Source organism: Salinarchaeum laminariae (assembly GCF_023204835.1).
Classification (GTDB): Archaea; Halobacteriota; Halobacteria; order Halobacteriales; family Salinarchaeaceae; genus Salinarchaeum; species Salinarchaeum laminariae.
Genome location: NZ_CP096270.1, coordinates 2,501,403 through 2,525,005, shown reverse-complemented (window position 1 = coordinate 2,525,005; position 23,603 = coordinate 2,501,403). Strand labels below are relative to the sequence as shown.

General features: G+C 63.6%; 24 protein-coding genes and 2 tRNA genes. 11 read left to right on the top strand and 15 right to left on the bottom strand.

What is annotated here, in order from left to right:
* Window positions 1–87: 87 nt before the first annotated feature.
* From pstA to MXF70_RS11940, 3 genes are read right to left on the bottom strand one after another with little or no spacing between them, the layout of a single operon-like run.
* Window positions 88–1,845 carry a phosphate ABC transporter permease PstA gene (pstA, locus tag MXF70_RS11950; protein WP_248515855.1) on the bottom strand — a complete coding sequence of 586 codons (1,758 nt, stop codon included), beginning with the start codon at window positions 1,843–1,845 and terminating at the stop codon, window positions 88–90.
* Window position 1,846: 1 nt separating this feature from the next.
* Window positions 1,847–2,806: a phosphate ABC transporter permease subunit PstC gene (pstC, locus tag MXF70_RS11945; RefSeq protein WP_259370359.1), complete on the bottom strand. Its 960-nt coding sequence runs from the start codon at window positions 2,804–2,806 to the stop codon at window positions 1,847–1,849.
* Window positions 2,803–3,792: a PstS family phosphate ABC transporter substrate-binding protein gene (locus tag MXF70_RS11940; protein WP_248515854.1), complete on the bottom strand. Its 990-nt coding sequence runs from the start codon at window positions 3,790–3,792 to the stop codon at window positions 2,803–2,805. Before MXF70_RS11940 ends, pstC begins: the two co-directional genes overlap by 4 nt.
* Before the next feature lie 269 nt (window positions 3,793–4,061).
* On the opposite strand from MXF70_RS11940, the gene MXF70_RS11935 reads away from it, so the two are divergent.
* From MXF70_RS11935 to MXF70_RS11925, 3 genes are all read left to right on the top strand, one after another.
* Window positions 4,062–4,940 carry a lipoate--protein ligase family protein gene (locus MXF70_RS11935; protein ID WP_248515853.1) on the top strand — a complete coding sequence of 293 codons (879 nt, stop codon included), beginning with the start codon at window positions 4,062–4,064 and terminating at the stop codon, window positions 4,938–4,940.
* A 93-nt stretch (window positions 4,941–5,033) separates the two neighbouring features.
* Complete coding sequence (locus MXF70_RS11930; RefSeq protein WP_248515852.1) at window positions 5,034–5,867, top strand: deoxyribonuclease IV; 834 nt, start codon at window positions 5,034–5,036, stop codon at window positions 5,865–5,867.
* Between the two features lie 350 nt (window positions 5,868–6,217).
* Window positions 6,218–6,481: a DUF8132 family protein gene (locus MXF70_RS11925; protein ID WP_510631679.1), complete on the top strand. Its 264-nt coding sequence runs from the start codon at window positions 6,218–6,220 to the stop codon at window positions 6,479–6,481.
* Window positions 6,482–6,586: 105 nt separating this feature from the next.
* Here MXF70_RS11925 and MXF70_RS11920 read toward each other — a convergent pair whose 3' ends face one another.
* Entirely contained in the window at window positions 6,587–7,249 is a 663-nt protein-coding gene (locus MXF70_RS11920) for a DUF6517 family protein (protein ID WP_248515850.1), read from the bottom strand.
* Between the two features lie 131 nt (window positions 7,250–7,380).
* Window positions 7,381–8,610 carry a digeranylgeranylglycerophospholipid reductase gene (locus MXF70_RS11915; protein WP_248515849.1) on the bottom strand — a complete coding sequence of 410 codons (1,230 nt, stop codon included), beginning with the start codon at window positions 8,608–8,610 and terminating at the stop codon, window positions 7,381–7,383.
* 190 nt (window positions 8,611–8,800) lie between these two features.
* Between MXF70_RS11915 and MXF70_RS11910 the strand changes: the two genes are divergently transcribed.
* The 3 genes from MXF70_RS11910 (at window position 8,801) to MXF70_RS11900 (ending at window position 10,968) form a co-directional block, all read left to right on the top strand.
* A complete protein-coding gene (locus tag MXF70_RS11910; RefSeq protein WP_248515848.1) occupies window positions 8,801–9,634 on the top strand; it encodes an aldo/keto reductase in 834 nt (277 codons plus the stop codon).
* 298 nt (window positions 9,635–9,932) lie between these two features.
* On the top strand, window positions 9,933–10,691 hold the full coding sequence (locus MXF70_RS11905) for a hypothetical protein (RefSeq protein WP_248515847.1): 759 nt from the start codon (window positions 9,933–9,935) through the stop codon (window positions 10,689–10,691).
* Window positions 10,692–10,773: 82 nt separating this feature from the next.
* Window positions 10,774–10,968, top strand: coding sequence for a DUF7333 family protein (locus MXF70_RS11900; protein WP_248515846.1), 195 nt, complete (start codon window positions 10,774–10,776; stop codon window positions 10,966–10,968).
* Between the two features lie 96 nt (window positions 10,969–11,064).
* Here MXF70_RS11900 and MXF70_RS11895 read toward each other — a convergent pair.
* Window positions 11,065–11,137 (bottom strand) — tRNA-Arg (locus tag MXF70_RS11895).
* A 269-nt stretch (window positions 11,138–11,406) separates the two neighbouring features.
* On the opposite strand from MXF70_RS11895, the gene MXF70_RS11890 reads away from it, so the two are divergent.
* The 3 genes from MXF70_RS11890 (at window position 11,407) to MXF70_RS11875 (ending at window position 14,621) form a co-directional block, all read left to right on the top strand.
* Complete coding sequence (locus tag MXF70_RS11890) at window positions 11,407–13,059, top strand: OB-fold nucleic acid binding domain-containing protein (RefSeq protein WP_248518401.1); 1,653 nt, start codon at window positions 11,407–11,409, stop codon at window positions 13,057–13,059.
* A gap of 109 nt (window positions 13,060–13,168) precedes the next feature.
* Window positions 13,169–13,606, top strand: coding sequence for a histone family protein (locus MXF70_RS15330; protein WP_310736345.1), 438 nt, complete (start codon window positions 13,169–13,171; stop codon window positions 13,604–13,606).
* Window position 13,607: 1 nt separating this feature from the next.
* Entirely contained in the window at window positions 13,608–14,621 is a 1,014-nt protein-coding gene (locus MXF70_RS11875; RefSeq protein WP_248515845.1) for a histone deacetylase family protein, read from the top strand.
* Between the two features lie 58 nt (window positions 14,622–14,679).
* Here the strand turns inward: MXF70_RS11875 and cca are convergent, their stop codons facing one another.
* Window positions 14,680–16,068, bottom strand: coding sequence for a CCA tRNA nucleotidyltransferase (gene cca, locus MXF70_RS11870; protein WP_248515844.1), 1,389 nt, complete (start codon window positions 16,066–16,068; stop codon window positions 14,680–14,682).
* Window positions 16,069–16,188: 120 nt separating this feature from the next.
* On the opposite strand from cca, the gene MXF70_RS11865 reads away from it, so the two are divergent.
* A tRNA-Asn gene (locus MXF70_RS11865) sits at window positions 16,189–16,261 on the top strand.
* 130 nt (window positions 16,262–16,391) lie between these two features.
* Here MXF70_RS11865 and MXF70_RS11860 read toward each other — a convergent pair.
* Window positions 16,392–17,924 (bottom strand): tRNA pseudouridine(13) synthase TruD, encoded by a 1,533-nt coding sequence (locus tag MXF70_RS11860; RefSeq protein WP_248515843.1) that lies wholly within the window; start codon window positions 17,922–17,924, stop codon window positions 16,392–16,394.
* Complete coding sequence (gene pth2, locus MXF70_RS11855; RefSeq protein WP_248515842.1) at window positions 17,924–18,262, bottom strand: peptidyl-tRNA hydrolase Pth2; 339 nt, start codon at window positions 18,260–18,262, stop codon at window positions 17,924–17,926. The genes MXF70_RS11860 and pth2 overlap by 1 nt, the downstream gene beginning before the upstream one ends.
* A 109-nt stretch (window positions 18,263–18,371) precedes the next feature.
* On the opposite strand from pth2, the gene MXF70_RS11850 reads away from it, so the two are divergent.
* A complete protein-coding gene (locus MXF70_RS11850; RefSeq protein ID WP_248515841.1) occupies window positions 18,372–19,232 on the top strand; it encodes a universal stress protein in 861 nt (286 codons plus the stop codon).
* A gap of 28 nt (window positions 19,233–19,260) precedes the next feature.
* On the opposite strand, the gene MXF70_RS11845 is transcribed toward MXF70_RS11850, so the two are convergent.
* From MXF70_RS11845 to MXF70_RS11820, 6 genes are all read right to left on the bottom strand, one after another.
* A complete protein-coding gene (locus MXF70_RS11845) occupies window positions 19,261–19,836 on the bottom strand; it encodes a hypothetical protein (protein WP_248515840.1) in 576 nt (191 codons plus the stop codon).
* The gene (locus tag MXF70_RS11840; protein WP_248515839.1) at window positions 19,833–20,570 is read right to left on the bottom strand and encodes a DsbA family protein; all 738 of its coding nucleotides are present in this window, start codon (window positions 20,568–20,570) and stop codon (window positions 19,833–19,835) included. Before MXF70_RS11840 ends, MXF70_RS11845 begins: the two co-directional genes overlap by 4 nt.
* Window positions 20,571–21,015: 445 nt before the next feature.
* The gene (gene trxA, locus MXF70_RS11835) at window positions 21,016–21,375 is read right to left on the bottom strand and encodes a thioredoxin (RefSeq protein ID WP_248515838.1); all 360 of its coding nucleotides are present in this window, start codon (window positions 21,373–21,375) and stop codon (window positions 21,016–21,018) included.
* 199 nt (window positions 21,376–21,574) lie between these two features.
* Window positions 21,575–21,976, bottom strand: coding sequence for a helix-turn-helix domain-containing protein (locus MXF70_RS11830; RefSeq protein WP_248515837.1), 402 nt, complete (start codon window positions 21,974–21,976; stop codon window positions 21,575–21,577).
* A gap of 277 nt (window positions 21,977–22,253) precedes the next feature.
* On the bottom strand, window positions 22,254–23,279 hold the full coding sequence (locus MXF70_RS11825; protein WP_375140847.1) for a sulfite exporter TauE/SafE family protein: 1,026 nt from the start codon (window positions 23,277–23,279) through the stop codon (window positions 22,254–22,256).
* 19 nt (window positions 23,280–23,298) lie between these two features.
* Window positions 23,299–23,445, bottom strand: coding sequence for a DUF7512 family protein (locus MXF70_RS11820; protein WP_248515835.1), 147 nt, complete (start codon window positions 23,443–23,445; stop codon window positions 23,299–23,301).
* Between the last annotated feature and the right edge of the window lie 158 nt (window positions 23,446–23,603).

Here is a 23,603-nt window from a genome sequence, read left to right as displayed (position 1 = left end):
ATTTCTCTCAGTCTCTTTGATCGGCCTCCTGAAACTGGAATGATCGCACGTCGGATAAGGAGAGCATTGCTCGACGTCGAAACGGAGCTAACCGTCCGAGCGCTCGTACCGGTTCCGGAGCAGGATGGCGGTCCCGTTCATCACGAGCAAGACGAGTAGCAAGGTGACGACGCCAGCGGGAACGACGCCCCGCGGGAACGGCTCTGGCTGACCGTACCAATTGAACAGCTGGAGCGGCATCGCAGACACCTGATCAAAGACGCCCGACGGAGCTGCGGTCCGTGCGGTTACGGCTCCGATCAAGAGGAGCGGCGCCGTCTCACCGATGGCGCGGCCGAGGGCGAGGATCGTCCCCGTAAATATTCCTGGCAGTGCTTCGGGGACGACGACGTTGCGCGTCGTCTGCCATCTGGTTGCGCCCATGGCGTCTGAGCCACGTCGGAGATCGTCGGGGACGGCGCGAAGCGCCTCCTGCGCGGAGATAATCGTGATCGGCAGGATGAGCAAGGAGAGCGTCAATCCCGCAGTCACGACCGTTCCGAGTCCAAATCCGAGCATGTTCGCGAACAGGGCCAGCCCCAGGAGCCCGTAGACGACGGAGGGGACCGCAGCGAGGTTCGCGATGTTGATCTGGATCAGACGTGTGAGCGAGCCGACGAGCCCCTCGTCGGCCGTGTACTCCTCGAGGAAGATCGCCGTTCCCACGCCGAAAGCGAAGGAGAGCACCGCCACGACGGCGATGACCAGTACGGAGCCAACGATCGCCGGATAGAAGCCGGCCTCGCTCGCCGTGCCCGACGGCGGGTTCGTCAGGAATCCAGAGTCTAGCCACGGGTCCGGACCGGCAATACCGAGCGCGTTTGCCACTATGGTGCCGATAACGATTCCAATACCGAGAACTAGCGGTGCGAGCAGTCCGATCCGCTCCGGTGACGTTCCGGCGGTGTCGAATGCGTATCGTCCGGCGGGAACGAGCCCGATCAGGAGGAGGAGACCGTAGCTGGCGGCGATGCCCTGGGTTCCGATTGCGAGGCTACCGACGACGAGGACCAGTAGCGTCACCCCGGCAGTGGTCATCCAGCCCGCGTCGGTTTCTGGCTCATCGTCGAGCCAGGCCGTCGCGACGGCTACCGGTACGGCCAGCGCCCAGACGTGGAAGACCCAGTACGGGACGGTAATGAGGAACACACGGTGGATTGCCACAGCGGCGAACAGGCCGAGAACTCCGACGGGGATCCGAAGGCGACCAAGGATGGATGTGGGGTTCTGGCGTGCGTATGCCACGCATCCGACCGCAGGCAGCACGGCCAGAGAGTATACGAGGAACCAGAGCTGTGGGTCGAGTATCTCGAAGACCACCACGAGACCTGCGGCAAACACGGCACCGCCCAGGATTCGTCCGAAGAGACCGTTCGCAGCTCCGCCGACCGGTCCATCGCGGCCGGTGACGAGCACCGTCCCCGTGACCGGAACCACGACGGCGAAGAGGTAGAGTAGCTCCCAGTTCAGCGTGGGGATAGAGACGCCGACGGCGGCCAGAGCGGTTTCGAGGAGGAATGCCGCCGGCGCGCCGACGAGGAGCGCGGCGCCCGCCCGTCGAACCAGCCACTGGTCATCGAGCCGATAGCACCACAGCGCGAGCATCGGGACGACGAGAGCCGCGACGTAGGTGAGGATCCACCCCGTATCTGCAGCCGCAAGCCCAAATGCGTCCACGACGACGAACACCAAGAGTACTGCCAGGGCGACAATGCCGAGCACCGAGGATCCGAAGGAGACTGCCTCGAACACCTTTCCGCGAACCCTGCTGACCGCGCCGAACTCCTGTTCATGCTCAGTTGCCATCTCAGTATTCCTCCCTGTAACGTTCGGCGACCACGTCACTCGCGACGTTGAGGACGAGCGTTCCGACGAACAGTGTCAGCCCGAGAGCGAATAGTGCGTCGTACGCTATCGAGCCGCCGGTGAGTTCACCGCCGCGGGTGTGGACCATCGCCGACGTGATGGTCATGCCCGGTTCGAGCAACACTTCGCCGGGATGAACGTAGGGGATCACCCCACCGGCCTCTCGGACGGTCGGCATATTCGCCTGCGTCCCCGCGGCGACTGCGATAATCATGGTCTCGCCGATCGCTCGCGAGACTGCCAGAATGTAGGATGAAGCGATCCCGGACACCGACGCTGGCACGACGACGCCGGTCGATACCTCGAACTTCGTCGCGCCGAGTCCGTAGCCCGCCTGTCGGAGGTCGTCTGGCACGGCGCTCATCGCGTCCTCGCTGATCGAGGAAACCATCGGAATCGTCATGATTCCGATCATCAGCGACGCCGAGAGCAGGTTGAACGTCGGCAGTCCGGGGAAGAGTAGCTGGAGAACGGGTGTGACGTAGACCAGCGCAAAAATACCGTACACGATCGTCGGGACGCCGGCGAGGATCTCGAGCAACGGTTTTAGAATCGCTCTGACACGCCCAGATGCGTACTCGCTGAGATAGATCGCGGTGAGCGTGCCGATCGGAAGGGCGACGATTGCGGCGGTGATCGTAACGAACAGGGTCGCGAGCGCGAGCGGGAGGATCCCGAAGACTTCGTTCGAGGCGCGGAACGTGGTGCCGGTGAGAAAGGAGCCGGCATCGTACTCGGAGAAGAACTCGGCGGATCGGAGGAGCAACATTGCAGCGATGCTGAGGGTCGTCGCGAGCGTGAGAACCGCACAGCCGACGAAGAAACCGGCGTACCCGCGCTCACGGAGGTCAGACAATGCACTGTCGCGCGTGAGGTCCGGAGCGTCTGGCTCCGCGCTCATACTGTCACCTCCCAGATTGTGTCGTTGAGTTCGGTGAACTCCTCGCCTGCGAGCTCCGGCGAGTTCGGGACGTAGCCGACTTCGTCGGCGACCAGGGGTTCGCTCGTGCTTCGCTTGAGAGCGTATCGGGCGAACTCCCTGACGGCCTCTCTCTTGAGGGCTGATTTCGCGACGTAGGTGTACAGCGGACGCGAGAGGACGCCGTACGCTCCAGAGGATGCGGTCTCGAGACTGGGAACGACGCAGCCGTCTCCGCTATCGACGCCGAGTGCTTTGACTGCCTCTGGGTCGTAGTAGGAGAAGCCGAGATAGCCGATGGCGTATTTGTTCCCCTCCACGCCGGACCGGATGTTGTTGTCCTGTTCGGTTGCCTGGTAGTCCGTCGTGTGCTCGACGTCTTCTCCGACGACGTGGGTGTTGAAATAGTCGAACGTGCCGGAGGTGTCGGCGGCACCGAAGCGGGCGATCTCTTTGTCGGGGAACGACGATCGGACCTCACTCCACCGTTCGGCGCCGTCGGTGCGCCAGATCGAGGAGAGCTCATCGACCGTCAGACAGTCGACGAAGTCGGCGTCCTTGTTCACGATGACGGTAATCGCGTCCCTCGCCAGCGTCAACTGGAGGAACTCGACGTCATTGGACTGACACTGTTCGACCTCGGGTTGGCGAATCTCTCGGCTCGCGTTGTTGAAATCCGAAGTTCCAGCGCAGAAGTAATCCGAGAAGCCCGCCCCCGTTCCTGTCGACGTGGTGTTGATAACGACGTCGTCGTGATCGGCAGTGAACTCTTCGGCCATGCTTCGCATGAGGGGAAAGACGGTCGAGCTGCCCCTGACGTCGATCGTTCCAGAGAGCCCCGATCCAGACGATGCATTGCTCCGGAACTCGACACAGCCCGAGAGCGCTACGCCCCCTATTCCCGCGATTGCAGCAAGTGTTTCACGACGCGAGACGGTTCGGCGGTCCGACGCTGTGCCGCCTGGCATTAGCAGTACGTATCGACAGGGTACACTAATACCGTGCTATTTCACGTATATACTCCGACCATCACATACACATTCATGGGTAGGACTATATAGAATGTCTCTCACTCCTGTACAGCCGGTGGTCCACGAATTCGTCCAGTAACGGCCGGGAGCAATACTCGGTGAATCCTCGAGGCCAATCGCTGACGGGTGTCGTCTCGTCTGAGAATTGCCAGTCGTGATCGTCCGGAGCGCAACCGATTTCACCCGACTTGCAGTAGATGGCATACATGACGAGTTCGCCTGGCCCCCTCGCGGATCGGGAGTGGCGATTGATCCCCGAAGAGTCCCGCTCCGGACCGATGCAGATGGCGCTGGAGGAGGTCGCTGCGGAGACTGCCGTCGCTGGCGGTCCACGGACTGTCCGTGCCTTTCGTTGGGAACCGAGCACGCTCTCGCTGGGCTACCGACAGGAGCCCCATACGGTCGACTGGGACTACTGCGAGACCGAAGGCATTGGCGTCACCCGCAGACAGACCGGTGGTGGTGGGATCTACCACGATTTCGACGCCGACATTTCCTACAGCGTGATCGCACCAGCGGAGGAGCTACCGGGCGATCTCATGGAAACTTATGCGTTGCTCTGTGAACCGGTTCTCGACGCGTTCCGGCGCATGGGCGTCAGCGCGGCGTTTGCCGATGCCGAACAGCCCGCGATCCACGAGCCGACATGTTACCTCAGGGCGATCAATCCGGCACACGACGTCGTGGCGACTGCAACGGCCGGACGTGCCGGTGATCCCGAAGCCAACGATTCGGCTGATCCTGCCCCGAAGAAACTCAGCGGCAACGCCCAGTACCGACAGCGCGAGGCCATCATCCAGCACGGCTCGCTCTCGTACTCGCTCGATCCCGAACGACATCTCGGCGTCTTTTCCGATCCGGGCGTGGATTCGTCGCGATTCCGGGAGCGCGTCACCTCGATCACCGATCATGTCGACATCGTGCGTGCGGAAGCGGTCGATCACCTCGAATCGGCACTCGTCGACTGGGCCGACGCCGAGATCGGCTCCTGGTCGGACGAAGAACTCGACCGCGCACGAGAACTCGCCGACAGAAAGTACGCGAGTAAATCGTGGCTCCGGGAGCGAACTGCGCCAGACGCCTGAACTGCATCCATCCCCGATTCCGGCGGTAGCGTCGTTCCCGTTCGATTGGCTGCAATCGAAGTCCCTTTGCTGGTCGGCTGGCTCCGTTCGGGCATGAAGATCGGAGCACACGTCTCGATCGCCGACGGCGTCCACAACGCCGTCGAGCGACAGCTCGACGTCGGCGGAAACTGTGGCCAGATATTCACCGCTTCGCCCCAGGTCTGGAAGGGTCCCTCTATCGACGAGGACGAAGCCGAAGCGTTCCGCGAGAGAACCGCTGAACAGCTCGATGGACCCTGGCTCATCCACTCCGCGTACCTCGTGAACCTCGCGACTCCCAAGGACGATCTCCGAGCGAAGTCAATCGATAGCATGCAGGCGGAACTCGACGCCGCGGACACCCTCGGCGTCGAGTACGTCAACGTCCACCTCGGCGCGCACACGGGCGCCGGCGTCGAGCAGGGACTCGACAACGCCGCGGAGACGCTCGACGCACTCGACGTTCCCGACGGCGTTCAGATCCTCGTCGAGTCCGACGCCGGATCGGGAACGAAGCTCGGCGGCGAGTTCGAACATCTCGCTGGCGTCCTCGACCGAAGCGAGCAGGATCTCGGTATCTGTCTCGATACTGCCCACAGTTTCGCCGCGGGGTACGATCTCGCGACCGAAGCTGGCGTCGAGGCGGCCATCGACGAGTTCGACGACGTCGTCGGCCTGGAGCATCTGAAAGCGTTCCACCTCAACGACTCCAAACACGCCAGCGGTACGAACAAGGACGAACACGCCCACGTCGGTGAGGGCGAAATCGGCGAGGAGGGTATGACCGCGATCCTCACACATCCCGAGGTCCGTGACCTCCCGTTCGTGCTCGAAACCCCCACGGAGGACGGCAAGAGCTTCGAGTGGAACGTCGACCGAGCGCGGACGCTCCGCGAAGACGCATAGGGAACCAGCGAGTTCTCGCGGTTGATTTCCCGCCAAGCCAACTACGGAGGACCCTGTGATGGGTACTCGAACGTGGAATTGAATACGTAGTCGATGGTGTGATCGAATTATCACGTGGCGATCGCTCTCGCCCAATTCTTCGGTCCTGGCATCAGGAAGACGGCTATCGCCGTACGAAAAAATTCGACGGGATCTTATCCGAATGTTTTCGGACCAAAAACACTCGTTCATTTTATATCCGGTGATAATTTTGATAATATGAATGGGAGATCTGTACAAATATTACGGTTCTTTTAATAGCTTCTGGCCTCTTTTCGGTGGCAAGTGGCCACCACCGGCCACCACAAATCATGACTGATATCGGAGGGGTGCTCGTCGGGACACTGGGAATGATAACCACTGCCGCCTCGGGGTGGTACGTGGTTCGTGGTCCGTTCTTCGGCTACCCAGTCCCGCCCGCAGAGTACTTGCTCGCAGCGTGTGGCGTGTTCATCGTGGCGACGTACCTGTTCGCCTGGGGACTGGACAGGAACTACCGCTCGTTCAAGACGGAGCGGCCAGACATCGACGAGGAGCAGAATCAGACGCTCGATATGCCGTTCGGTCGCCGATAGCTGCTCGCCGTTGTCTCCTCGATCGAGTTGCTACACGCGCTTACTACCAGACGGTGAGTGCTATTTATGTCGATCTACGTTGAGAGCCATCCAAGTGCGTCCGGTTCAGGCACCTGGGGCCGACACCGGATGTTCGACATTGCGGATCATCCGGCTGATCTCGGGGGACTGCTGTTGCAACGCTTCGGGGTGGACGCCGATGGCTGCGATTAGGTCGCCCTCGTGTTTGACTTTCGTCACGTGAACGTACAGCGTCACGTTACGATCGCCGATCATGGTCTCGGTTTCGAACACCGTGACGTTCGCAGCGTAGCCAAGCATGGGCTCAGTCCGCTGAGAGACCTCCCTGAGCTCCCCGATCTGACCGATCTGTGACTCCAGTTCTCCCTGGAACTGATCGACCAGTTCGCGGTTGGACATCCGCGCAGCAGGATTGACCGACTGGCCACCGATCGAGACGTCCGGCGTCGAGATCACGACGAATCCGCCGGTGTCCCGGTCGAACTGCTCGAGGTTCGACGTCCGATTGTAGATCACGGCGTGATTGGTCGTGTTGATGTGTCGTTCCTGACCCAGTACGTCGACCGTCTCGTTCAGGTGGACCGTTCGGTACTCGGAGAACGTGAACTCCGTCTCATCGACCGTCTCCTCGTTCACTGCTGCGGGCTCACCGTCCATCTGGACGCCGTCGCCGATGACCAGGCCGACGCAGCCACCAGTGATCATCACCGCGAGCACAGCGAGGACGAGTACCCCCTGCCGCTTCATGGCCCGTACTGAGCAGGGATCGGATAAAGGGCTTCCGGGGGTCTACGAACAGAGGTCACGATATCCGTGATACGCTGCAGTCACGGGTGTGCGCGGAGGAGTCTCGAAAGCTTCCGCACTGACAGACCCGACTATCCGCCGTAGTGCAGTCGCGCGAGCCGGGCGAGCGTCGGCACGTCTCGCAGGTGGAGTAGTTTGGCAATCGCTCGCTTGTTGCCTTCGTTGGCATCTGCGAGAGTGTCCTTCTCCGAGCGTCGCAGATCGCCCATTAGCTGATCGTACCGGCTGTTCGGTGCGAGATACAGGAGTTTGGTGAGCAGCAGGCGCTTGTTGGCGTTGGGGGCGACCTCGTCGTGCCAGAGATCGTCGTAGATCGACATCTTCTCGGTGGAGGTGTTGACCTCTCCGGTGAGTGCGTGATCGGCGACGATCGCGGCCGCACGCGCGGACTTCATACACTTGTGGATCCCCTCGCCCCAGAGCGGATCGATCGTCGGGACGGTGTCGCCGATCGCCATGAACGACTCGGCGGAGAGCGAATCCGGCGGCTGGATGTGTGCCGACCCACGGTGTTGTTTGCCGGCGATGCGCTCGGCGTTCTCGAACCGCGGGTCGTTCTCGAGCCAGTGATCCAGGTAGCCGTCGATCGTTCGGTCCGCCGAGGAGTAACGCTGGTAGCTCTCGTTTTGGATGTAGCAGAGTCCGACCTTCGCCGTGTCACCGCCGGTGTGGAAGATCCAGGAGTAGCCACCCGGTGCGAGGTCGTGATCGAGCCGCAGCATCATGGCGTCCTCGAGATCCGCGTACCCCTCGACGTCGAGGTCGACGCCCTCGAACTCGTACTCGATTCCGATCGCCTGATTCCGTCGCTCGAGATTGCTCACGCCGAGCTTCTTCGCGAGCGGGGCGCTCGGTCCGGTCGCGTCCATGACGATGTCGCCGTAGATCTCCTCGTCGCCGTTGTACGTCACGCCCACGAGCTCGCCGTCCTCCTCGAGGGGCTTGGTGACTCTGGCGTCGAAAATGTACTCGGCGCCCTTCTCTCGGCTGTCCTCGACGAGATATCGTTTGAACTCGGCGAACTCGAGCACTGCCCCGGGCTGTTCCTGTACGTAGTGATCGTTCGGGGACTCGAGAACGACCGAGTCGGTGAACTGCATCACCACGTCGTCGGGAATCCCGAACGTCGCCATCATGGACGGGAAGGTTCCGCCAGTCGATTTGTTCGATTGGGCAGGGAACTCGTCCTCGCCTTCCGTCTCGAGAACGACCACGTCGTATCCTCGCGCGGCGACGTCCCGCGCACACTGCGCGCCTGCCGGTCCTGCACCGGCGATTACCACGTCGTAGTGGTCGTCCATGGGCAAAGGTCCGCCCTGACGGTTATGAATATTGCTGAATGGTGCGCACGGTGCAGTCGGGTTTCAGCCGTCTGGCGTGGGTCAGAATCCAGATCCGGCCACACGTTCCTGCCGGCCAGATACAGACGTCGAGTCCGAGCACCTCGCCGGCTTCCCAATGCCTTTGACCGAACGACGGCAATTTCTTTCCATGAGTGAGCAACTCTCAGCGGCTGCCGATTGTCCGTCGATCGGCGGTGCACCGGCACTCGGCGTCGGAACCTGGCAGAACGAGGATCCCGAGCAGTGCGCGGCAAGCGTGAAGACGGCGCTCGAAGCCGGTTACCGTCACGTCGACACCGCACAGATTTACGGGAACGAATCTGCCGTCGGCGATGGGATCGCCGCTGCGGACGTGGATCGCGACGACATCTTCCTCGCGACGAAGGTCTGGATCGACAATCTCGATTTCGACGACGTGATCGCGACGACGGAAGAGAGTCTCGACAAACTCGGCGTCGACGCCGTCGATCTTCTCTACGTTCACTGGCCTGCACGCGCGTACGAACCCGAGGAGACGTTCTCGGCGTTCGCCGAACTCCGCGAGCGTGGCCTGATCGACCACGTCGGTATCAGCAACTTCCTCCCAGAACAGGTCGACGAAGCCATCGACGTCTCTGACGTACCGATCGAGTTCCATCAGTTCGAGATTCATCCGTTCCTCCCACAGCGAGAGCTCGTCGACCACTGCCAGGACCGTGACGTGACGGTCGTCGGCTACTCGCCGCTCGCTCGCGGTGGCGTTCTGGACGATCCGACGATCGGCGAGATCGCCGAGAAACACGGCGTCAGCGAAGCACAGGTCTCGCTCGCGTGGCTCCGACAGCGCGACGTCGTGACCATCCCGAAGGCGACCAGCACCGACCACGTCCACGACAACTGGCGGAGTCTCGACCTCGAACTCGACCCGGACGACGTCGACCGAATCGACGCGATCGATCGTGAGGAGCGGTGCGTCGACCCCAGTTTCGGCCCCTGGAACTGACGACCGAGTTGGCGATCCGAACTCGTCTTTGCAGGTAACTGCGTGCCCGTAGTGCAGAAACGGTGCCTTTTGACCACTACGTTGCTTTCTATACAGCTTTTCCCACAGCCCACTGGACGTTTACTCCGTACCGCTCCTCCCGTTCTCACTCAGACCGCACGATGGGGAAATCGTCCCAGTCATCTGCTCTGGCGTTTCATCGGCCTTTGTCGTGGTATCGGTCCGTCGTCCCGAGCCGTGGCTAGAGGTCGCCGTCGTTCCCCAACATTCAATTCCCGGCGGCGCGCACAGATCGTGTATGGCAGCCGGCTCTGCGCGCGGCGGCGTCCTCGACGGGGTCAAGATCGACCTCCGGCGGCTCCACGACACGTGGATGGAGCTCGTCTTCCCCCGGCAGCGGCAGGCCCACTCGGTCCTCGGTCGGTGGACCCCGAACACGACCTCCGGCAAGATCGCTTACCGCGCGTGGAGCGCGGTCGGCATCCTGATGGTCGGCATCCTCTACCCGCTCGCCCTCTTCGGCGTCGTAACGCGCTTTTACTCCCGTCGTATCGACACGTTGATCGCTGGCATTGGCATTCTCGGCGTCGTCATCGTCGCCGCCGTCGTCTGGGGCGGGCTGACGATACTGGCTCACTTCCAACTATCCTGGGAAGGGTTCCTCGCCGTCGCGGCAGCTGGCGGAGTCGCCACGTTTTCGGCCGGACTCGCCGCGCTCTGTACGCGCTATGGCGGCCGCGGCCTCACGATCACGATCGCTTATCCCGCTGCGATGACGGCCATTTTCCTCCCGCCGGTCGTTGCCGCGCTCTTCTCCGGCGTCGTCGGCGATGCGATCTTCCCGCGGAGCGAGGATCTCGCGATCTGGCTCCTCGACAACGTTCTGTTCGTCGGGGGTCTCAACGAGTCGATTCGCGACGCCTTCGATCTCGAAGGGTTCGCGTACGTGCTCATGTGGCTGGGAATCTCCGTGCCGCTGGGCTGGCTCCTCGGACTGGTGGTCTCGCTCGCGGGCGTCATCAGGCCAAGTGGCCAGTCGTCCTCCTCGTCGTCCTGAATACAGGCGCGGCCTCGTTGGACCTCCGGCAGTCAACGCCGAAAAGCCCGGTATTTTCAGGCTGCAGCGGCTTATTACGGCCATGGTCGAGTTCGACCCAGTTACGACGCTAGTCGCGTTCCTCGCCGTGATCGCAGTTGGTATCGGCGGCCTGGTTGCGATGGGGTTCATGGCGCTGCAGACGACCCTGATGATGGTCGCACCGTCGATGGCAGTGTTCGGTGTGATCTGTCTCGCGATCGGTGTCAAGTTCGGCGAGTATCGGGCGACGCAGTAGGTCGTATCGGTCGCAGTAATCGACAGTTTTCGACGGACCCGTCCGCGTCGACAGTCGGTGTGCAGCGCATTCGCTGATCGTTTTGGTCGGCAGAAACGTCCTGGCTGAGATTTGAACTCAGGTCCCCGGCTCCGCAGGCCAGGAGGATAGTCCACTACCCTACCAGAACTCATCCTATCATAGGACCCGACCGCACTAAAGGGGTTACGATGCGGAACCGCCGTAGGGTGAAACACACGGTGCCTCGAATATGGATACCATACCCGCCGCGAGCGACGTCCACACCTTCTTGTCCGAGACCGCGGCGAGGAGCGGGTATGGGACACACGATGCCCACGGAATACGGCCGATCGACGCGAGTCGAAAACCACCAGCAAGCGCGGCGATTCCGCGCCAACGACAACGCTTAAACGGCGCCCAGCCATGCTGAGCGATAGAATGGGCGTCATCGAGGAGATCCACGAGGACCTCGAGGCCGACGTGGAGCTCGAGGAGTTTCGCGAGCGGGTCGAGGAGCGGGTCGAGCGGATGGGTGGGCTCGCCGACGACGAGACTGCCGCCATGCTCGTCGCACACGAGCTCGACGAGGACGGCGGCGAGGTCGAGGGCGTTGCGGAAATCGACGCGGGAATGGAGGAGGTGAAGTTCGCCGCCAAGGTCGTCTCGCTGGGCGAACTCAAGACGTTCGAGCGCGACGACGGCGGGAGCGACGATCAGGATACGCTCGAGGACGAGAGCACGGAGCGCGAGGAGACGACCGAAACAGAGGCCGATCCTGCAGAGCGAGCGGAAAAGGAGCAGCCCGAGGACGCGGATCGTCCGAACGAGGGCCGTGTGCTCAACGCCGAAGTCGCCGACGAGACCGGCCAGCTCCGGATCGCATTCTGGGACGCGCTCGCCGCCGACGCTGCCGAACGAATGGAGCGCGGCGACGTGATCAAGATCGCGGGCCGGCCTGCCGAAGGCTACCGTGGACTCGAAGTCAACGTCGACAAGGCCGAGCCCGCACCGGGCGTCGAGGTCGCCGTCGATCTCGACGGCACCACGGAGATCGACGACCTCACGCTCGGACGCTCGGACGTGAACGTCGAGGCGCTCGTTCTCGACACGGAGTCGGTTCGGACCTTCGATCGCGACGACGGCTCGGAAGGGAAAGTCGCAAATCTCGCAATTGGTGATCCGACTGGACGGATCCGCGTGACGCTCTGGGACGGCATGGCCGACCGGGTCGAAGAGATCGATCCGGGGATCTCCGTCGAGGTCGTCGACGGCTACGTCCGCGAGCGCGACGGCGATCTCGAACTGCACGTCGGCGAACGTGGTGCGATCGAAGAACTCGACACGTCGATCGAGTACGAGCCGGACTCGACGCCGATCGGCGATGTCGAGATCGATCAACAGGTGGATCTGGTGGGCGTCGTTCGGTCCGCGGATCCCAAGCGCACGTTCGATCGCGACGACGGCTCGGAGGGACAGGTCAGAAACCTTCGCGTGCAGGACGACACTGGCGACATTCGCGTCGCACTCTGGGGGGACAAGGCCGACCTCGACGTCTCCCCCGGCGACGAGGTCGCGCTCGCCGACGTCGAGATCCAGGATGGCTGGCAGGACGACCTCGAAGCGTCCGCTGGCTGGCAAGCCGCGGTAACCGTCCTCGAGCGCGACGACGGAATGCCTTCGGCCGGCGGCGGTACGGCAGACGGAGACGCAGATCTGTCGGCCTTCGGTGGCGATGGTGACGCCGGCGATGACGGCACTGGTGACAGTGACACTGGCGGTGACGAAACGACCGAGGATCGACCGGCCTCGGAAGCGGCAGCCGTCACTGCCACGGATGGAGCGGCACAAACGACGACGGACGTGACCGAGGACGCTACCACGGCCGAGGCAGGCGAAGCCAGCGTCGTCACTGTCGGCGAAACCGTCGAGTTCACGGGCGTCGTGGTACAGGCCGGCGATCCGATCATCATCGACGACGGCGAGCAGACCGTCCGCGTCGACGCGGACACTGACGTGCACCTCGGCGACGAGATCACCGTTCGCGGCGAGGGCGTCGAGGACGACCGGATCGCAGCAAACAACGTCTTCTGACCTCGCGGTGACGATTCGTTCCGGTCGAATCGAGGCGTTTGCCGGTTCGAGCGCGCCGTAGCGGCACGCAGAGCAAAACGTTAACGGCAGCGCTCCACCGATGATGTGTATGAGCGTCGAGCTCCCCTTTGCACCGGTCGATACGATCATTCGACGGAACGCCGGCGACCTCCGGGTGAGCGCGGAGGCCGCCGAGGAGCTCGCGAGACGGGTCGAAGAACGCGGCGCGGATCTGGCGGTCGGTGCCGCAGATCGCGCGACTGCCGACGGCCGAAAGACGCTGATGGCGGAGGATTTCGGCGTCGAAGCCGCGATCGACAAACAGTCGCTCGAACTCCCGGTCGCGCCGGTCGATCGCATCGCGCGGCTCAAGATCGACGGTCAGTATCGGGTTTCGATGGACGCACGTATCGCACTCGCAGACATCCTCGAGGATTACGCCGACAACGTCGCCGCCGCGGCGGCAACTCTCGCCCGACACGCGGATCGTCGGACGGTGAAAGCCGAGGACGTCGAGACCTACTTCGCGCTGTTCGACGCCACGTGACATGCATTTCGGGTACAGCGACCGCTGTCTCGGCCACGATCCAGGGCGACGACACCCGGAGTCACCGGACCGCCTCCGGGCGATCCGTGAGGGACTGAAACGCGAGCACAGCGTCGAGTACGTCGACGCGGAGCCGATCGATCTCGACACGGTCAGATCGATCCACGATCCGGAGTACGTCGACGAACTACAGGAGTTCTGTGCGAGCGGCGGTGGTGAATGGGATCCCGACACCGTCGTTGGAGAGGGCACCTGGGAAGCAATTCGGACGAGTGCGGGGCTCGCTCGGTGGGCAGCAGAGCGGGCGATGGACGGCGCCAACGGACGCGAGACTCCGTTCTCGATCGGCCGTCCCCCAGGCCACCACGCCGTCGAAGACGACGCAATGGGATTTTGCTTCGTCAACAACGTCGGGATCGCTGCGCAGACTGCTCTCGATCACGGAGCGGAGGGCGTCGCGATCCTGGATTGGGACGTTCACCACGGCAACGGAACGCAGGACGTTTTCTACGACCGCGGCGACGTGTTCGTCGTCTCCATCCACGAGGACGGCATCTACCCCGGAACGGGCGAAAGCGACGAGACCGGCACCGGAGCCGGTGCCGGGACGACGCTGAACGTTCCGATGCCTCCCGGCGCTGGCGACGCTGCCTACGCCCTCGCACTCGAAGAGTTGGTCCGCCCGGCAGTTAGCGGCATGGATCCCGACTGCCTCCTGATCAGTGCGGGGTTCGACGCACATCGACACGATCCAATCTCCCGGATGCGCGTCTCGACGGAGGGTTACGGCTGGCTCGCGTCGCTGGCCCGATCGATCGCGGAGGACGTCGATGCGGGGATGGGCTACGTTCTCGAAGGGGGATACGGGTTGGACGTGCTCGCAGAGGCGGTGACGAAGGTCAACGAAGTGTGTTCGGGCTACGAACCCGTCGAGCCCGAGGACGATCCAAGCGATCAGGTCAGGTCCCGTATCGACGCCATTGCGACCAGCCACCAGGCGATCGGTCCGGACTGATCTGCCGGAGCGAAATGGGAGACAATCATCCGGCCGGCGTGCTCATCCGATCCGCTTCTCAGGGTTCGGGGTCGAAGTACGCTGCGAGTTCGTCCGCGAACGTCGGTAGTAGTTCCGTGAGTTCAGGTCCCGTGAGCAGATCGTAGCCGCTTTCGAGACGTCGCTCGACGCCCGCACCGTGGTGCCCGTCGAAGATGGCGTCGCTATCGAGGAGTTCGACGGCGTGCGTCACGTCCCGCGGGCGTTCGACGACGTATCTATCTCCATCGACGAACGGCCCGTAGACAGAGTCGTCGGTCGCATAGGTTTCATAGAACGCCTCGGCGTGCTCGCGTACGTGGACGGGCGGGCCCTCGTGGCGCTCGATGGCCGGCCGTTCTACGACTTCGAGCTCGACCAGCAGGATTGCATCGCCATCCGCGACGGCCGTAGTCGAGCGAAGCACGTCGAACCCCAAGCGTTCGAGGAGCCCGACGATGCCCCCGAGCGATGCCCGAAGCTGCGGGTAGAGGTCGTCTTCGACGAGATCCGGTGCGGTGAACCGAATCGCGATCGGCGTGGTGCCTCGTCGCTCGACCTGCGACCGGAGCGCGTCGGAATCGATCGCGGCCTCCTCAGAGGTGGTGGGCGTTTGTGTCTCGAAGGCTTCGACGTCTGGGCGCTCGAGGAAGAGCCTGGCGTGGTGTTGTAGCCGAGCGACGTTCGCCGCCGAACAGACGGCTGCGACGTTGCGCTCGGGGTCCGTCGGATCGATCATCACGAGAGGGTCCTCGAACGTCGCCGTGCCGTGTTCGTTGGGATCCAGCTGGACCGGTGGGTGCCAGTCTGCTGCGGCCTCGAGGAACTCTCGGAAGCCGCCGTACTCCAGAGCGAGCAGCTCCGTAAGATAGCCCGATAGTCCGCGCGTTCGGAGGTCGCTCCCGTAGATGCCAATCCCCGTCGCGAAGGCTTTCGCGAGACGGACCTCCGTCGCGAGATCGTCGTCGAGCTGTCTGCGGACGTACTCGGTGTGGAACGGCGTCCGATCGACGGCGGACCGGATGTCCGTTGCTGCGTCGAGGTCGTAGCAAGGGACGACGTCGACGTCCACGTCCTCCAGATCGCCTTCGTCGACGGCCCCAGTCACGTAGGGGTGCTCTGCGTACTCCTCGTGACCGTCCCCGAGGACGGCGTGCCCGACGGCGAGTCCGTGCTCTTCGAGCGCGTCCCGATCGAGATCCGCGGGGAACTGCAGAAAGATGTCGACGTCGCGCTCACCCGGAAGCCAGGTGCTGCGCGCGGTCGACCCCACGAGCACCACGTCGGCTTCGACGGGCAGCTCTTCGATCGCCGCGACTGCTCGCGCTCGGAGCCGCTCGGTGGCCGCCCGGAGCGCCGCTCGCTCGCCTTCGTCGGGCGTGACGAGCGTGCGTGCCCGTTCGAGCACCGCATCGAGGTCGTCGCTCATTCGGTCGTGGCTTCCAGTGTCTGGGCCGAAAGCGTTCCGGTCGGCGTGTCAGCCCGTGGCGTAATCCCCTGAAAGCGAAAGCCTAATCAAACGCTTCCGGGTTATTTGGAACTGCAACGGGCCGCCATAGCTCAGTTGGTAGAGCACCACGCTGTTAACGTGGTTGTCCCAGGTTCGAGCCCTGGTGGTGGCGCTTCTCGGGTTTCGTTTGCTTCGGTCCTCGTTTCGTTGCCAGATCAGCACTCTCTCCGCGATCCGCAACGGCACACGAATCGCAATGACTACGATTCCCTAGGGGAGCAGCTACTCGCTAACTCCGGGACTCACCCCAGCACGACGGGATCGACCTTCAGATACTCGCGCAGGAGCACGGTCGCGTAGGAGCCTTTCGGCAGCGCGAAGGTGAAGCGGGGATCGTCGCCGCCGTCAACGGTGAGGTCCGTGCGGACGGTGATCGCGCGTCGCGTACCCGTCGATCCGAAGGGGTCGGGCAGATCGAACGCATCGTTCGTGAGATCCAGATCGTCGAGCACGCTGCGTTCGATTTCGCCGGGCTCGCCGTCGCCCAGGTCGGTGTCGGTCCCGACGAGCGGCGCAGTAACGAAAGCCCGGCCGCGCTCGCAGTGCCGAGAGATCGTGTCGACGCGGTCTTCGGTCACGCGCTGGAGGCGGTCGGTGTCCGGCAGGGAGAGGTCCTCCGGTGCGTCGGCGTCGTTGAAGCAAACGACGTCCCCGGCGACGGGCTCGTGAAACGGTAACCCGCGCTCGAGGCGCTGGGAGAGGATCGCGTTGAACGCGTAGGACTGTGCCGCGTGCACGAACATGCGCTGGAGATTCTCTGGCAGGTCCTCCAGTGCTTCACGGAACGCGGCCTCGTTCTCGGTATCCTCGCCGGCGGTCTCCTGACGGTCCAGTGCGTGGAGGAGCGTTCGCTCGTACCCGAGGCGGTTTGGCATCGCGTCGAGTGCGCCGGCCCAATCGCCGTCGGTCATGCACTTGCCAGCCACGGCCCGTGCCTCCTGGCTGGAATCGGGCTCGGAGTCGTAGCCGTCGCCGACGTAGATCCGTACCGCTTCGCGCCACTCGCCCCGCACGATCGCCAGACCGACAGCGTGAGTGATCGGCCGTCGACTTCCGAACCGTTGCTGTCCGAAGTAGTTCGGCACCGCGACGGACTTGGTGGCGTCTTCGGAACTGTCTCCCGGGAGATCGCCTACCGCAAATGCAGCCAACGAGTTCGTGATTGGGTCGACATTCTCGGGCCGTTCGGGATCGGTGATCGTGATCTCGAACTCGTTTCCGACGAGATCGCCCAGCTCGATCGAACGACCGAGCCGCCCGAGTAGCTCGATCTCAGCCTCGTCGATTCCGCCGGGACCGGTTTCGTCGGTGTAATCGGTCCCGTCGCCGCGATCGGTTTCTTCGCGACGGTCGGGTTCTTCGCCCAGATCAGTCCCACTTCCACGGTATCCCGTACCGGGCACTGCCGCCGGATCGACGTCGTCGATCGAGAAGAGTTGCGTCGTCACCGCCCGCTTGTCCTTCGTCCCGGCCCAGTGGACGCGTTTTCGGCTGATACCCATCCGATCGGAGAGCGTGCTCGCGAAGTCGTTGGTGTCCCAGCTTCGGAGGGTCGCCCGAATCACGACGTGTGGGTACGCGCCAGGATCGGCGTCGATCGGCTCGGGATCGATCCGTTCGATCTCTCGGACGCGGAACGCGTCGGGACTGGTGCGAAGTCGGCCGCCGGTTCCGTCGACGTCGCTGACGTAGTGTTCCATGCCGACGGCTCGTTCGGCAGGGTGAGCAACGCGGAGCGAGCGGGCAGCTTCCGAGCCGTCGGCGTCGTCGGCCATCAGTAGAGGGAGAGGTCGCCGGTGATCTCGTCGACGGCTCGATCGCTTCCGGGGCCGACGGCCAGCGCCGTGACGGTGCCGGGTTCGAGCTGTGTGTGGCCGGCGTCGCGGATGATCGCGTGCGGGAGTCCCGACCGTTCGGCGCGGTCGGCGAGTTCGAAGAGCTGATCTTCGCCGTCGGCCTGGAGCACGACCTTCTTCTGGCCACTGCCCTTCCACTCTCGGCGGTTCGGTCCGTCCGTGTCCTCGTAGGCCGACAACGAGGCGTGGGCGACCTGCGCGGCGAGCTTGCCCTCGCCCATGTTGATGTCCGTCCGGGCGACGATGGCCTGTTTCATGCTCGCTGGTGGGCGCCCGCAGCCTAAACGTCTGGCTACTCGCGGGCGAAACGGAGGCCTGGCGACGGCGCCTGCTTCGAACCAACCTTTATCGCCTCATTAGACCAACGTGCATACACTGACCGACATGCTCGATCGGATCTGTATCGGCGTCGACGGGTCGGACTGCGCGCGACGGGCGACAGCTGTCGGTATCGCCATCGCCGAGGCGGCAGGTGCCGAGGTGGACGTCGTCCACGTCGAGGTAACCGGTCGCGGCATCGAGTCGTGGGACTCCCAGGCGGTGCTCGAGGACCTCGACGACGCGATCGAGGGCGCGAGCGTCTCGGTGGAGCGCCACGCAATCGACGGACCCGCTGCAGCGTCGATCGTCGAGTTCGCGACCGATCGCGACGCTGACATGCTTGTCCTCGGCCGTCGAGGTCTGGGTGGCGTCAGCGATCGACTCCTCGGGAGCGTCGTCCACGCGGTCTTGCGCCGATCCACGGTGCCAGTCCTCACCGTCCCCGATAGGACGGGACCGTTCGAGTGCACCGACCTGCTCGTCCCGACTGACGGCAGCGAGGCTGCCGAGCGGGCAGCGCCGCTCGGGGCGACGCTCGCCGGTCAACTCGACGCGAGTGTTCATAGCTGCTACGCGCTGGACCTCCTCACCGTCGCAGGACCGTTCAACGCGGGTGGGGTCGACGAAGGGACGATTGCCGGCTACGAGGAGGACGGACGTGCGGCGATGGATCGGCTGGTGGAGCGACTCCACGAGACCGATTCACGTCTGCCCGTCGAAACGGACGTGATTCGAGACGTACCACACGCCGCAATCCGCGAGTATGCTCGCGACCACGACATCGATCTTATCGTGATGAGTTCGACTGGTGGGTCCAGTGCCCTTGGGCAGGTCCTCGGCAGTACGGCCGACCGGGTGCTACGGACGGTGGACGTTCCCGTCCTCGTCGTGATGAGCGGTCAGTGACGGTCACGGGCGCAGCCCCGATCCAGCGTCACTCGGCCGAAGCGCCGCGGTCGGTCCCGCCACCTGCGCCGATCGAGCAGGTTCGCGGGTCGCCGGCCCGTGCGAGAAACACCAGTAGAAGTGCGATTCCGCCGACGCGCAACAGCGTCCCGTCGTAGGGCAATACCGCCATCGCGCCGACGAACCCGAGCGCCCCGAGTACACCGGCCCCACAGCTCGCACAGCCCGCTGCGAGTACGCCTGGCAGAATCCCCGCGATGCTCGTCGCGCCAGATCGGCGTCGGTGCCTGAGGAGTGTGACGGCGTTCGTCACTGCGACGCCGGTGAGCAGCGAGTAGACGACCACCAGGGCGAGCCCGAGCCAGCCCCTCGTCAGGTACACTTCGCGCGTGAGTACGGAAACCCCGTAGGTGACGTCCGTCACGTCTCGTTCGAGAAGCTGGCGGGTGAACTGGGGGTAGGTGCTCAGCACGAGAAGAACGTACGTCCCGATCGTGACGAGCCCTGCCCCGAAGAGGCGAACGTCGGTGGTGAGTGGGTAGACGAGCGCGGCACGGAGATCGGCCGCACTGCGGCGGAGGCGGCGTCGGTCGACGCCGATCACGTCGCCAACACCCGATCGATCGCCGTCTCGAAGTTGTCGTAGGGATGTGCACCCACCAGATGGCCCGCCTGGTCGGTCTCGCGGTTGTATACCACGAACCCGGGCGTGCCACGGATTCCAGCTGACTGTGCAGCCGAGGCGTCCGCATCGAGCTGGTCGCGAATCGCATCGCCGCGCGTCTCCCGACAGGATTCGACGTCAGACAGGGAGACGTCCGCGACCCGTTCCGTAACGTCGGCGAAGGTCGCGTCGTCGGCCCAGCCATCGCCGGAAGATCGCTGGACGTCGAACACCTCACCGTGCCAGTCCCAGTACGCGTTCGGATCGTCGCCGCGGACCTGCTCCCAGACGCACCGATCCCAGACCGCAGCGGGCATCGAGTACTCGCCGATGTTCGGATACAGGAGGAAAGGGATGCGCACCTGGCCGGCGTCCACGTAGTTCCGCCCGATCTTCGCGAGGGTGTTGGCCTCGAAGCGCGCACAGAACGGACAGAGGTAGTCGGTCCAGTAGTAGAGGTCGACCTGCGCATCGGGTTCGCCAACGATGGGACGCCCTGACAGTTCGATGCCGAGTCCGCTGGCACCGGAGCCCTCGTGGATCGTCGCGGGCTCGTAGGTCGAGTCCGTCGACGGTGAGCGCGTCGCGAGGTACGCGACGCCGGCGCCGAACCCGAGCGTCGCACCGCCAGCGAGGATCGCCCGACGTCGCGTAATCGTGTCTTCGTCGTCCATCAACGTGCAATACTATCGCCATCCGCCTCAAGGGACTTTCGTCCGTCAGACACGGGGAATTGGCGTGAATCGGGGGCACCGAAGCGAAAATCGGCGGGGCGCGGGAGTCGATGGCGGGAACTGACGGGACGCTGGCGTGATGGCGGGAACTGACGGGACGCTGGCGTGATGGCGGGAACTGACGGGACGCTGGCGTGATGGCGGGAACTGACGGGACGCTGGCGTGATGGCGGGAACTGACGGGACGCGGGCGTGATGGCGGAAACCGACGAGTTCGCGTTCGCCGAGGACTGAATTGACCGTCCGTGGGTTGCGCCGAGACGCATCGCTCCGATCCGTCGTGTACGATGCCCCAGTCCGGGGCATCGAATCAGTTGTAGCGGAGACCGCAGGAAGCTTCAGGGCGCAACAGGAGTCATCGCGGCGTGCGCCCGACAATCGCGGCTCAGTTCGTGTAGCGATCGATCAGCGACGCGAGCTGGTCCTTGGACTGGACGCCGACGATCTCCTCGACCTGCTCGCCCTCGGCGAAGAGCACGAGCGTCGGAACGCCACGGACGCCGTACGCAGCAGCGAGTGGCTGGTTCGCGTCGACGTCGATCTTCGCGACGGTCGCCTCCGTCTCGGCTGCGAGCTCCTCGACGACGGGCGCGATCATCTGGCAGGGACCACACCAGTCGGCGTAGAAGTCAGCCAGCACGACGCCTCCCTGGTCGACGAGTTCCTCGAGGTCGTTCTGACCGTTCACGGCGACCGGCGCGTCGTTCGTCTCTGCGCTCTGATTCGTAGCGGTATCAGTCGTCATCACTATCGACTACGGGCCGGTCGGTACTTAGGGGTTTTGGATAGATCACACAATACTATGAAACACTCTATCGGCCAGTGCGTACTGAAACTCTCTGACGGGCGAACAAGTCGAACGACGACTCGGGAGGAACGTAGTAGCGCCCATCAATACGCACCGGGAAATCGGCGATAGAAGACTACGGTTCAGGAAAACGGCGTTAACCCTGGACGGACGCAGCCGGCTCGGCCTCGTCGTACTTCGTCTCGAACTCCTGAATGAGCTGGCCCATCTTGGCGTACCAGTCGTTGAGCATTCGCTGCATGTCGTCGGCGATCTTTCCGGGATCGGTCGGCGAGTAGACGTGGTAGTAGCCGCCCTGTTCGTAGTTGACCTGCTCCTTCTGGATGAACCCGGTCTGCAGGAGTCGCTGGACGGCACGGTAGGCGGTCGATCGCTCGCGATCGACTCCGTCAGCGATCTCATCGACGGTCAGTGGGTCCTCTGCGGACACCAGGGCCTGGAAGCAGTCTTTGTCGAGCTGCTTCAGCCCGTGAAAACACTCGAGGAGCCCCTCACACTCCATGTCCTGCTGGAGTTGTTCGGACATCGAATCTGGCATAGTTATCGAGCGAACGTTGCCACCGCGGCGGCAAAAGACTTGTGCATGGTCCCTACAATTCTGGAACTGCGAGCACCGTTCGGAGACCGTGATGACGCTTCTCTCCAACCGATCCGATACAGACACGCCTCGTGCCACTTGGTCGCTATGGGACATCGAATTCGCAGGTCGTGAATCGGCACTCGGAGACACCGTCCGATCCCACAGCGAAAGCGAGGAGCGCCACGACAGCGTGGACGTCTACGTCAGCGACAGCCGCGACGGAGGCGGCTCCTTCTCAGTCCGGGATCGAGGAGCCGGAGCCGTTGGACTCCCGGAGCGCACTCAGGCTACTCTGGACGACTGCACCGCTGACCAGGAGCGCGGAGCCGACGATCAGCACCATACTGACGACGTTGAGCTCCGGGATACCGGTCACGTTGCCGATCTCTCGGACCGCGACCGCGACTGCGCCGCCCAGGAGCATCACGCCGAAGTACACCTTGATCTCGTCTTCGTCGACGATGCTCGTGGCCGCGGACCCGACGCGGGCACCCAGTGCGCTCCCCGCGAGCAGCGGGACGACGATGCCGAGGTTGACGCCGCCGTCCATCGCGTAGAGGAAGCTGCCGATCCCGCCCGAGAAGACGATCTCGAACAGGTCCGTCCCGACGGCGATCGGGACCGGCACGCCGATCAGGTAGAACAGCGCGGGCATGCGGATGAATCCGCCGCCGACGCCGAGAAAGCCCGACAGCAGGCCGGTCGCGAACGCCACGCCGAGGATCATCCACAGCGAGACGGAGACGCCGCCCCGTAGGTCGATCATCGGTGGAACTCGGTACGACTGAATTTTCTTGGCGATCTCGGGGATGTCGTCGGAGAGGTCCTCGTCGGGGTCGACGTCCTCGACGTCGTGGTCGACGCCACCGCCGCCGTCACCCTTGACCGCCTCGTAGGTGACGAACGCACCGATGCCACCCAGCAGGACGACGTAGGTCACGCTGATGATGCTCCCGGCCAGGCCAAGTTCCTGAAGGTGGAGGACGATCTCCTTGCCGACCTCGATCCCGGCAGTCGTCCCGGCGATCATCAACACCCCGAGCTTGTAGTCGACCTGCCCGAGGTCACGGTGTTTCAACGTCGCGATAACGGAGGTCCCGAAGACGAACGCCAACCCGCTCCCGACGGCGACGCTGGATTCGTAGCCCATGACCAGCAGCGCCGGCGTCACCAGGAAGGATCCGCCCATCCCGAAGAAGCCAAACAGGATGCCGATCAGGAGGCCGAAGCCGACGAACAGCGCCAGCATCGCCACGCTCATTCCAAACAGTGCCATCGTGTTAGCTCGTGAGTCGATCGATCAGTTTCTGGCCGATCGCCTGTTCCACTGCGCCGTAGCCGACGTAGAGGATCATCGCCTCCACGAGGACTACGCCGATCAGCGCTGCTGCCTCTGCCCACGCCGGCAGCCCCGACAGACCGATCATCGATACTCACCCGCTCCGTTGCACAGTTGTGTGCGAATCATGCTTTTCTACTCGAATCAACGTACCCGGAGCGACCTAATAACGGTTGTGGAAGTACAGTGCAAGATTACTGCGCTGGTGCGTATGGCTATCCCACCGAGATATACGCATAACGTATG

What these genes read in the sequence shown, in the direction of transcription:
- MXF70_RS11925 (WP_510631679.1), top strand. Translation starts at nt 6,218, where the DNA reads ATGACTGATATCGGAGGGGTGCTCGTCGGGACACTGGGAATGATAACC.
- MXF70_RS11820 (WP_248515835.1), bottom strand. Translation starts at nt 23,445, where the DNA reads ATGATCGGTCTGTCGGGGCTGCCGGCGTGGGCAGAGGCAGCAGCGCTG.
- MXF70_RS11875 (WP_248515845.1), top strand. Translation starts at nt 13,608, where the DNA reads ATGCATTTCGGGTACAGCGACCGCTGTCTCGGCCACGATCCAGGGCGA.
- pstA (WP_248515855.1), bottom strand. Translation starts at nt 1,845, where the DNA reads ATGGCAACTGAGCATGAACAGGAGTTCGGCGCGGTCAGCAGGGTTCGC.
- MXF70_RS11915 (WP_248515849.1), bottom strand. Translation starts at nt 8,610, where the DNA reads ATGGACGACCACTACGACGTGGTAATCGCCGGTGCAGGACCGGCAGGC.
- MXF70_RS11840 (WP_248515839.1), bottom strand. Translation starts at nt 20,570, where the DNA reads ATGGACGACGAAGACACGATTACGCGACGTCGGGCGATCCTCGCTGGC.
- MXF70_RS11890 (WP_248518401.1), top strand. Translation starts at nt 11,407, where the DNA reads ATGGGCGTCATCGAGGAGATCCACGAGGACCTCGAGGCCGACGTGGAG.
- MXF70_RS11935 (WP_248515853.1), top strand. Translation starts at nt 4,062, where the DNA reads ATGACGAGTTCGCCTGGCCCCCTCGCGGATCGGGAGTGGCGATTGATC.
- pstC (WP_259370359.1), bottom strand. Translation starts at nt 2,806, where the DNA reads ATGAGCGCGGAGCCAGACGCTCCGGACCTCACGCGCGACAGTGCATTG.
- MXF70_RS11900 (WP_248515846.1), top strand. Translation starts at nt 10,774, where the DNA reads ATGGTCGAGTTCGACCCAGTTACGACGCTAGTCGCGTTCCTCGCCGTG.
- MXF70_RS11920 (WP_248515850.1), bottom strand. Translation starts at nt 7,249, where the DNA reads ATGAAGCGGCAGGGGGTACTCGTCCTCGCTGTGCTCGCGGTGATGATC.
- MXF70_RS11860 (WP_248515843.1), bottom strand. Translation starts at nt 17,924, where the DNA reads ATGGCCGACGACGCCGACGGCTCGGAAGCTGCCCGCTCGCTCCGCGTT.
- MXF70_RS11825 (WP_375140847.1), bottom strand. Translation starts at nt 23,279, where the DNA reads ATGAGCGTGGCGATGCTGGCGCTGTTCGTCGGCTTCGGCCTCCTGATC.
- MXF70_RS11940 (WP_248515854.1), bottom strand. Translation starts at nt 3,792, where the DNA reads ATGCCAGGCGGCACAGCGTCGGACCGCCGAACCGTCTCGCGTCGTGAA.
- MXF70_RS11910 (WP_248515848.1), top strand. Translation starts at nt 8,801, where the DNA reads ATGAGTGAGCAACTCTCAGCGGCTGCCGATTGTCCGTCGATCGGCGGT.
- MXF70_RS11930 (WP_248515852.1), top strand. Translation starts at nt 5,034, where the DNA reads ATGAAGATCGGAGCACACGTCTCGATCGCCGACGGCGTCCACAACGCC.
- pth2 (WP_248515842.1), bottom strand. Translation starts at nt 18,262, where the DNA reads ATGAAACAGGCCATCGTCGCCCGGACGGACATCAACATGGGCGAGGGC.
- MXF70_RS11905 (WP_248515847.1), top strand. Translation starts at nt 9,933, where the DNA reads ATGGCAGCCGGCTCTGCGCGCGGCGGCGTCCTCGACGGGGTCAAGATC.
- cca (WP_248515844.1), bottom strand. Translation starts at nt 16,068, where the DNA reads ATGAGCGACGACCTCGATGCGGTGCTCGAACGGGCACGCACGCTCGTC.
- MXF70_RS15330 (WP_310736345.1), top strand. Translation starts at nt 13,169, where the DNA reads ATGAGCGTCGAGCTCCCCTTTGCACCGGTCGATACGATCATTCGACGG.
- trxA (WP_248515838.1), bottom strand. Translation starts at nt 21,375, where the DNA reads ATGACGACTGATACCGCTACGAATCAGAGCGCAGAGACGAACGACGCG.
- MXF70_RS11830 (WP_248515837.1), bottom strand. Translation starts at nt 21,976, where the DNA reads ATGCCAGATTCGATGTCCGAACAACTCCAGCAGGACATGGAGTGTGAG.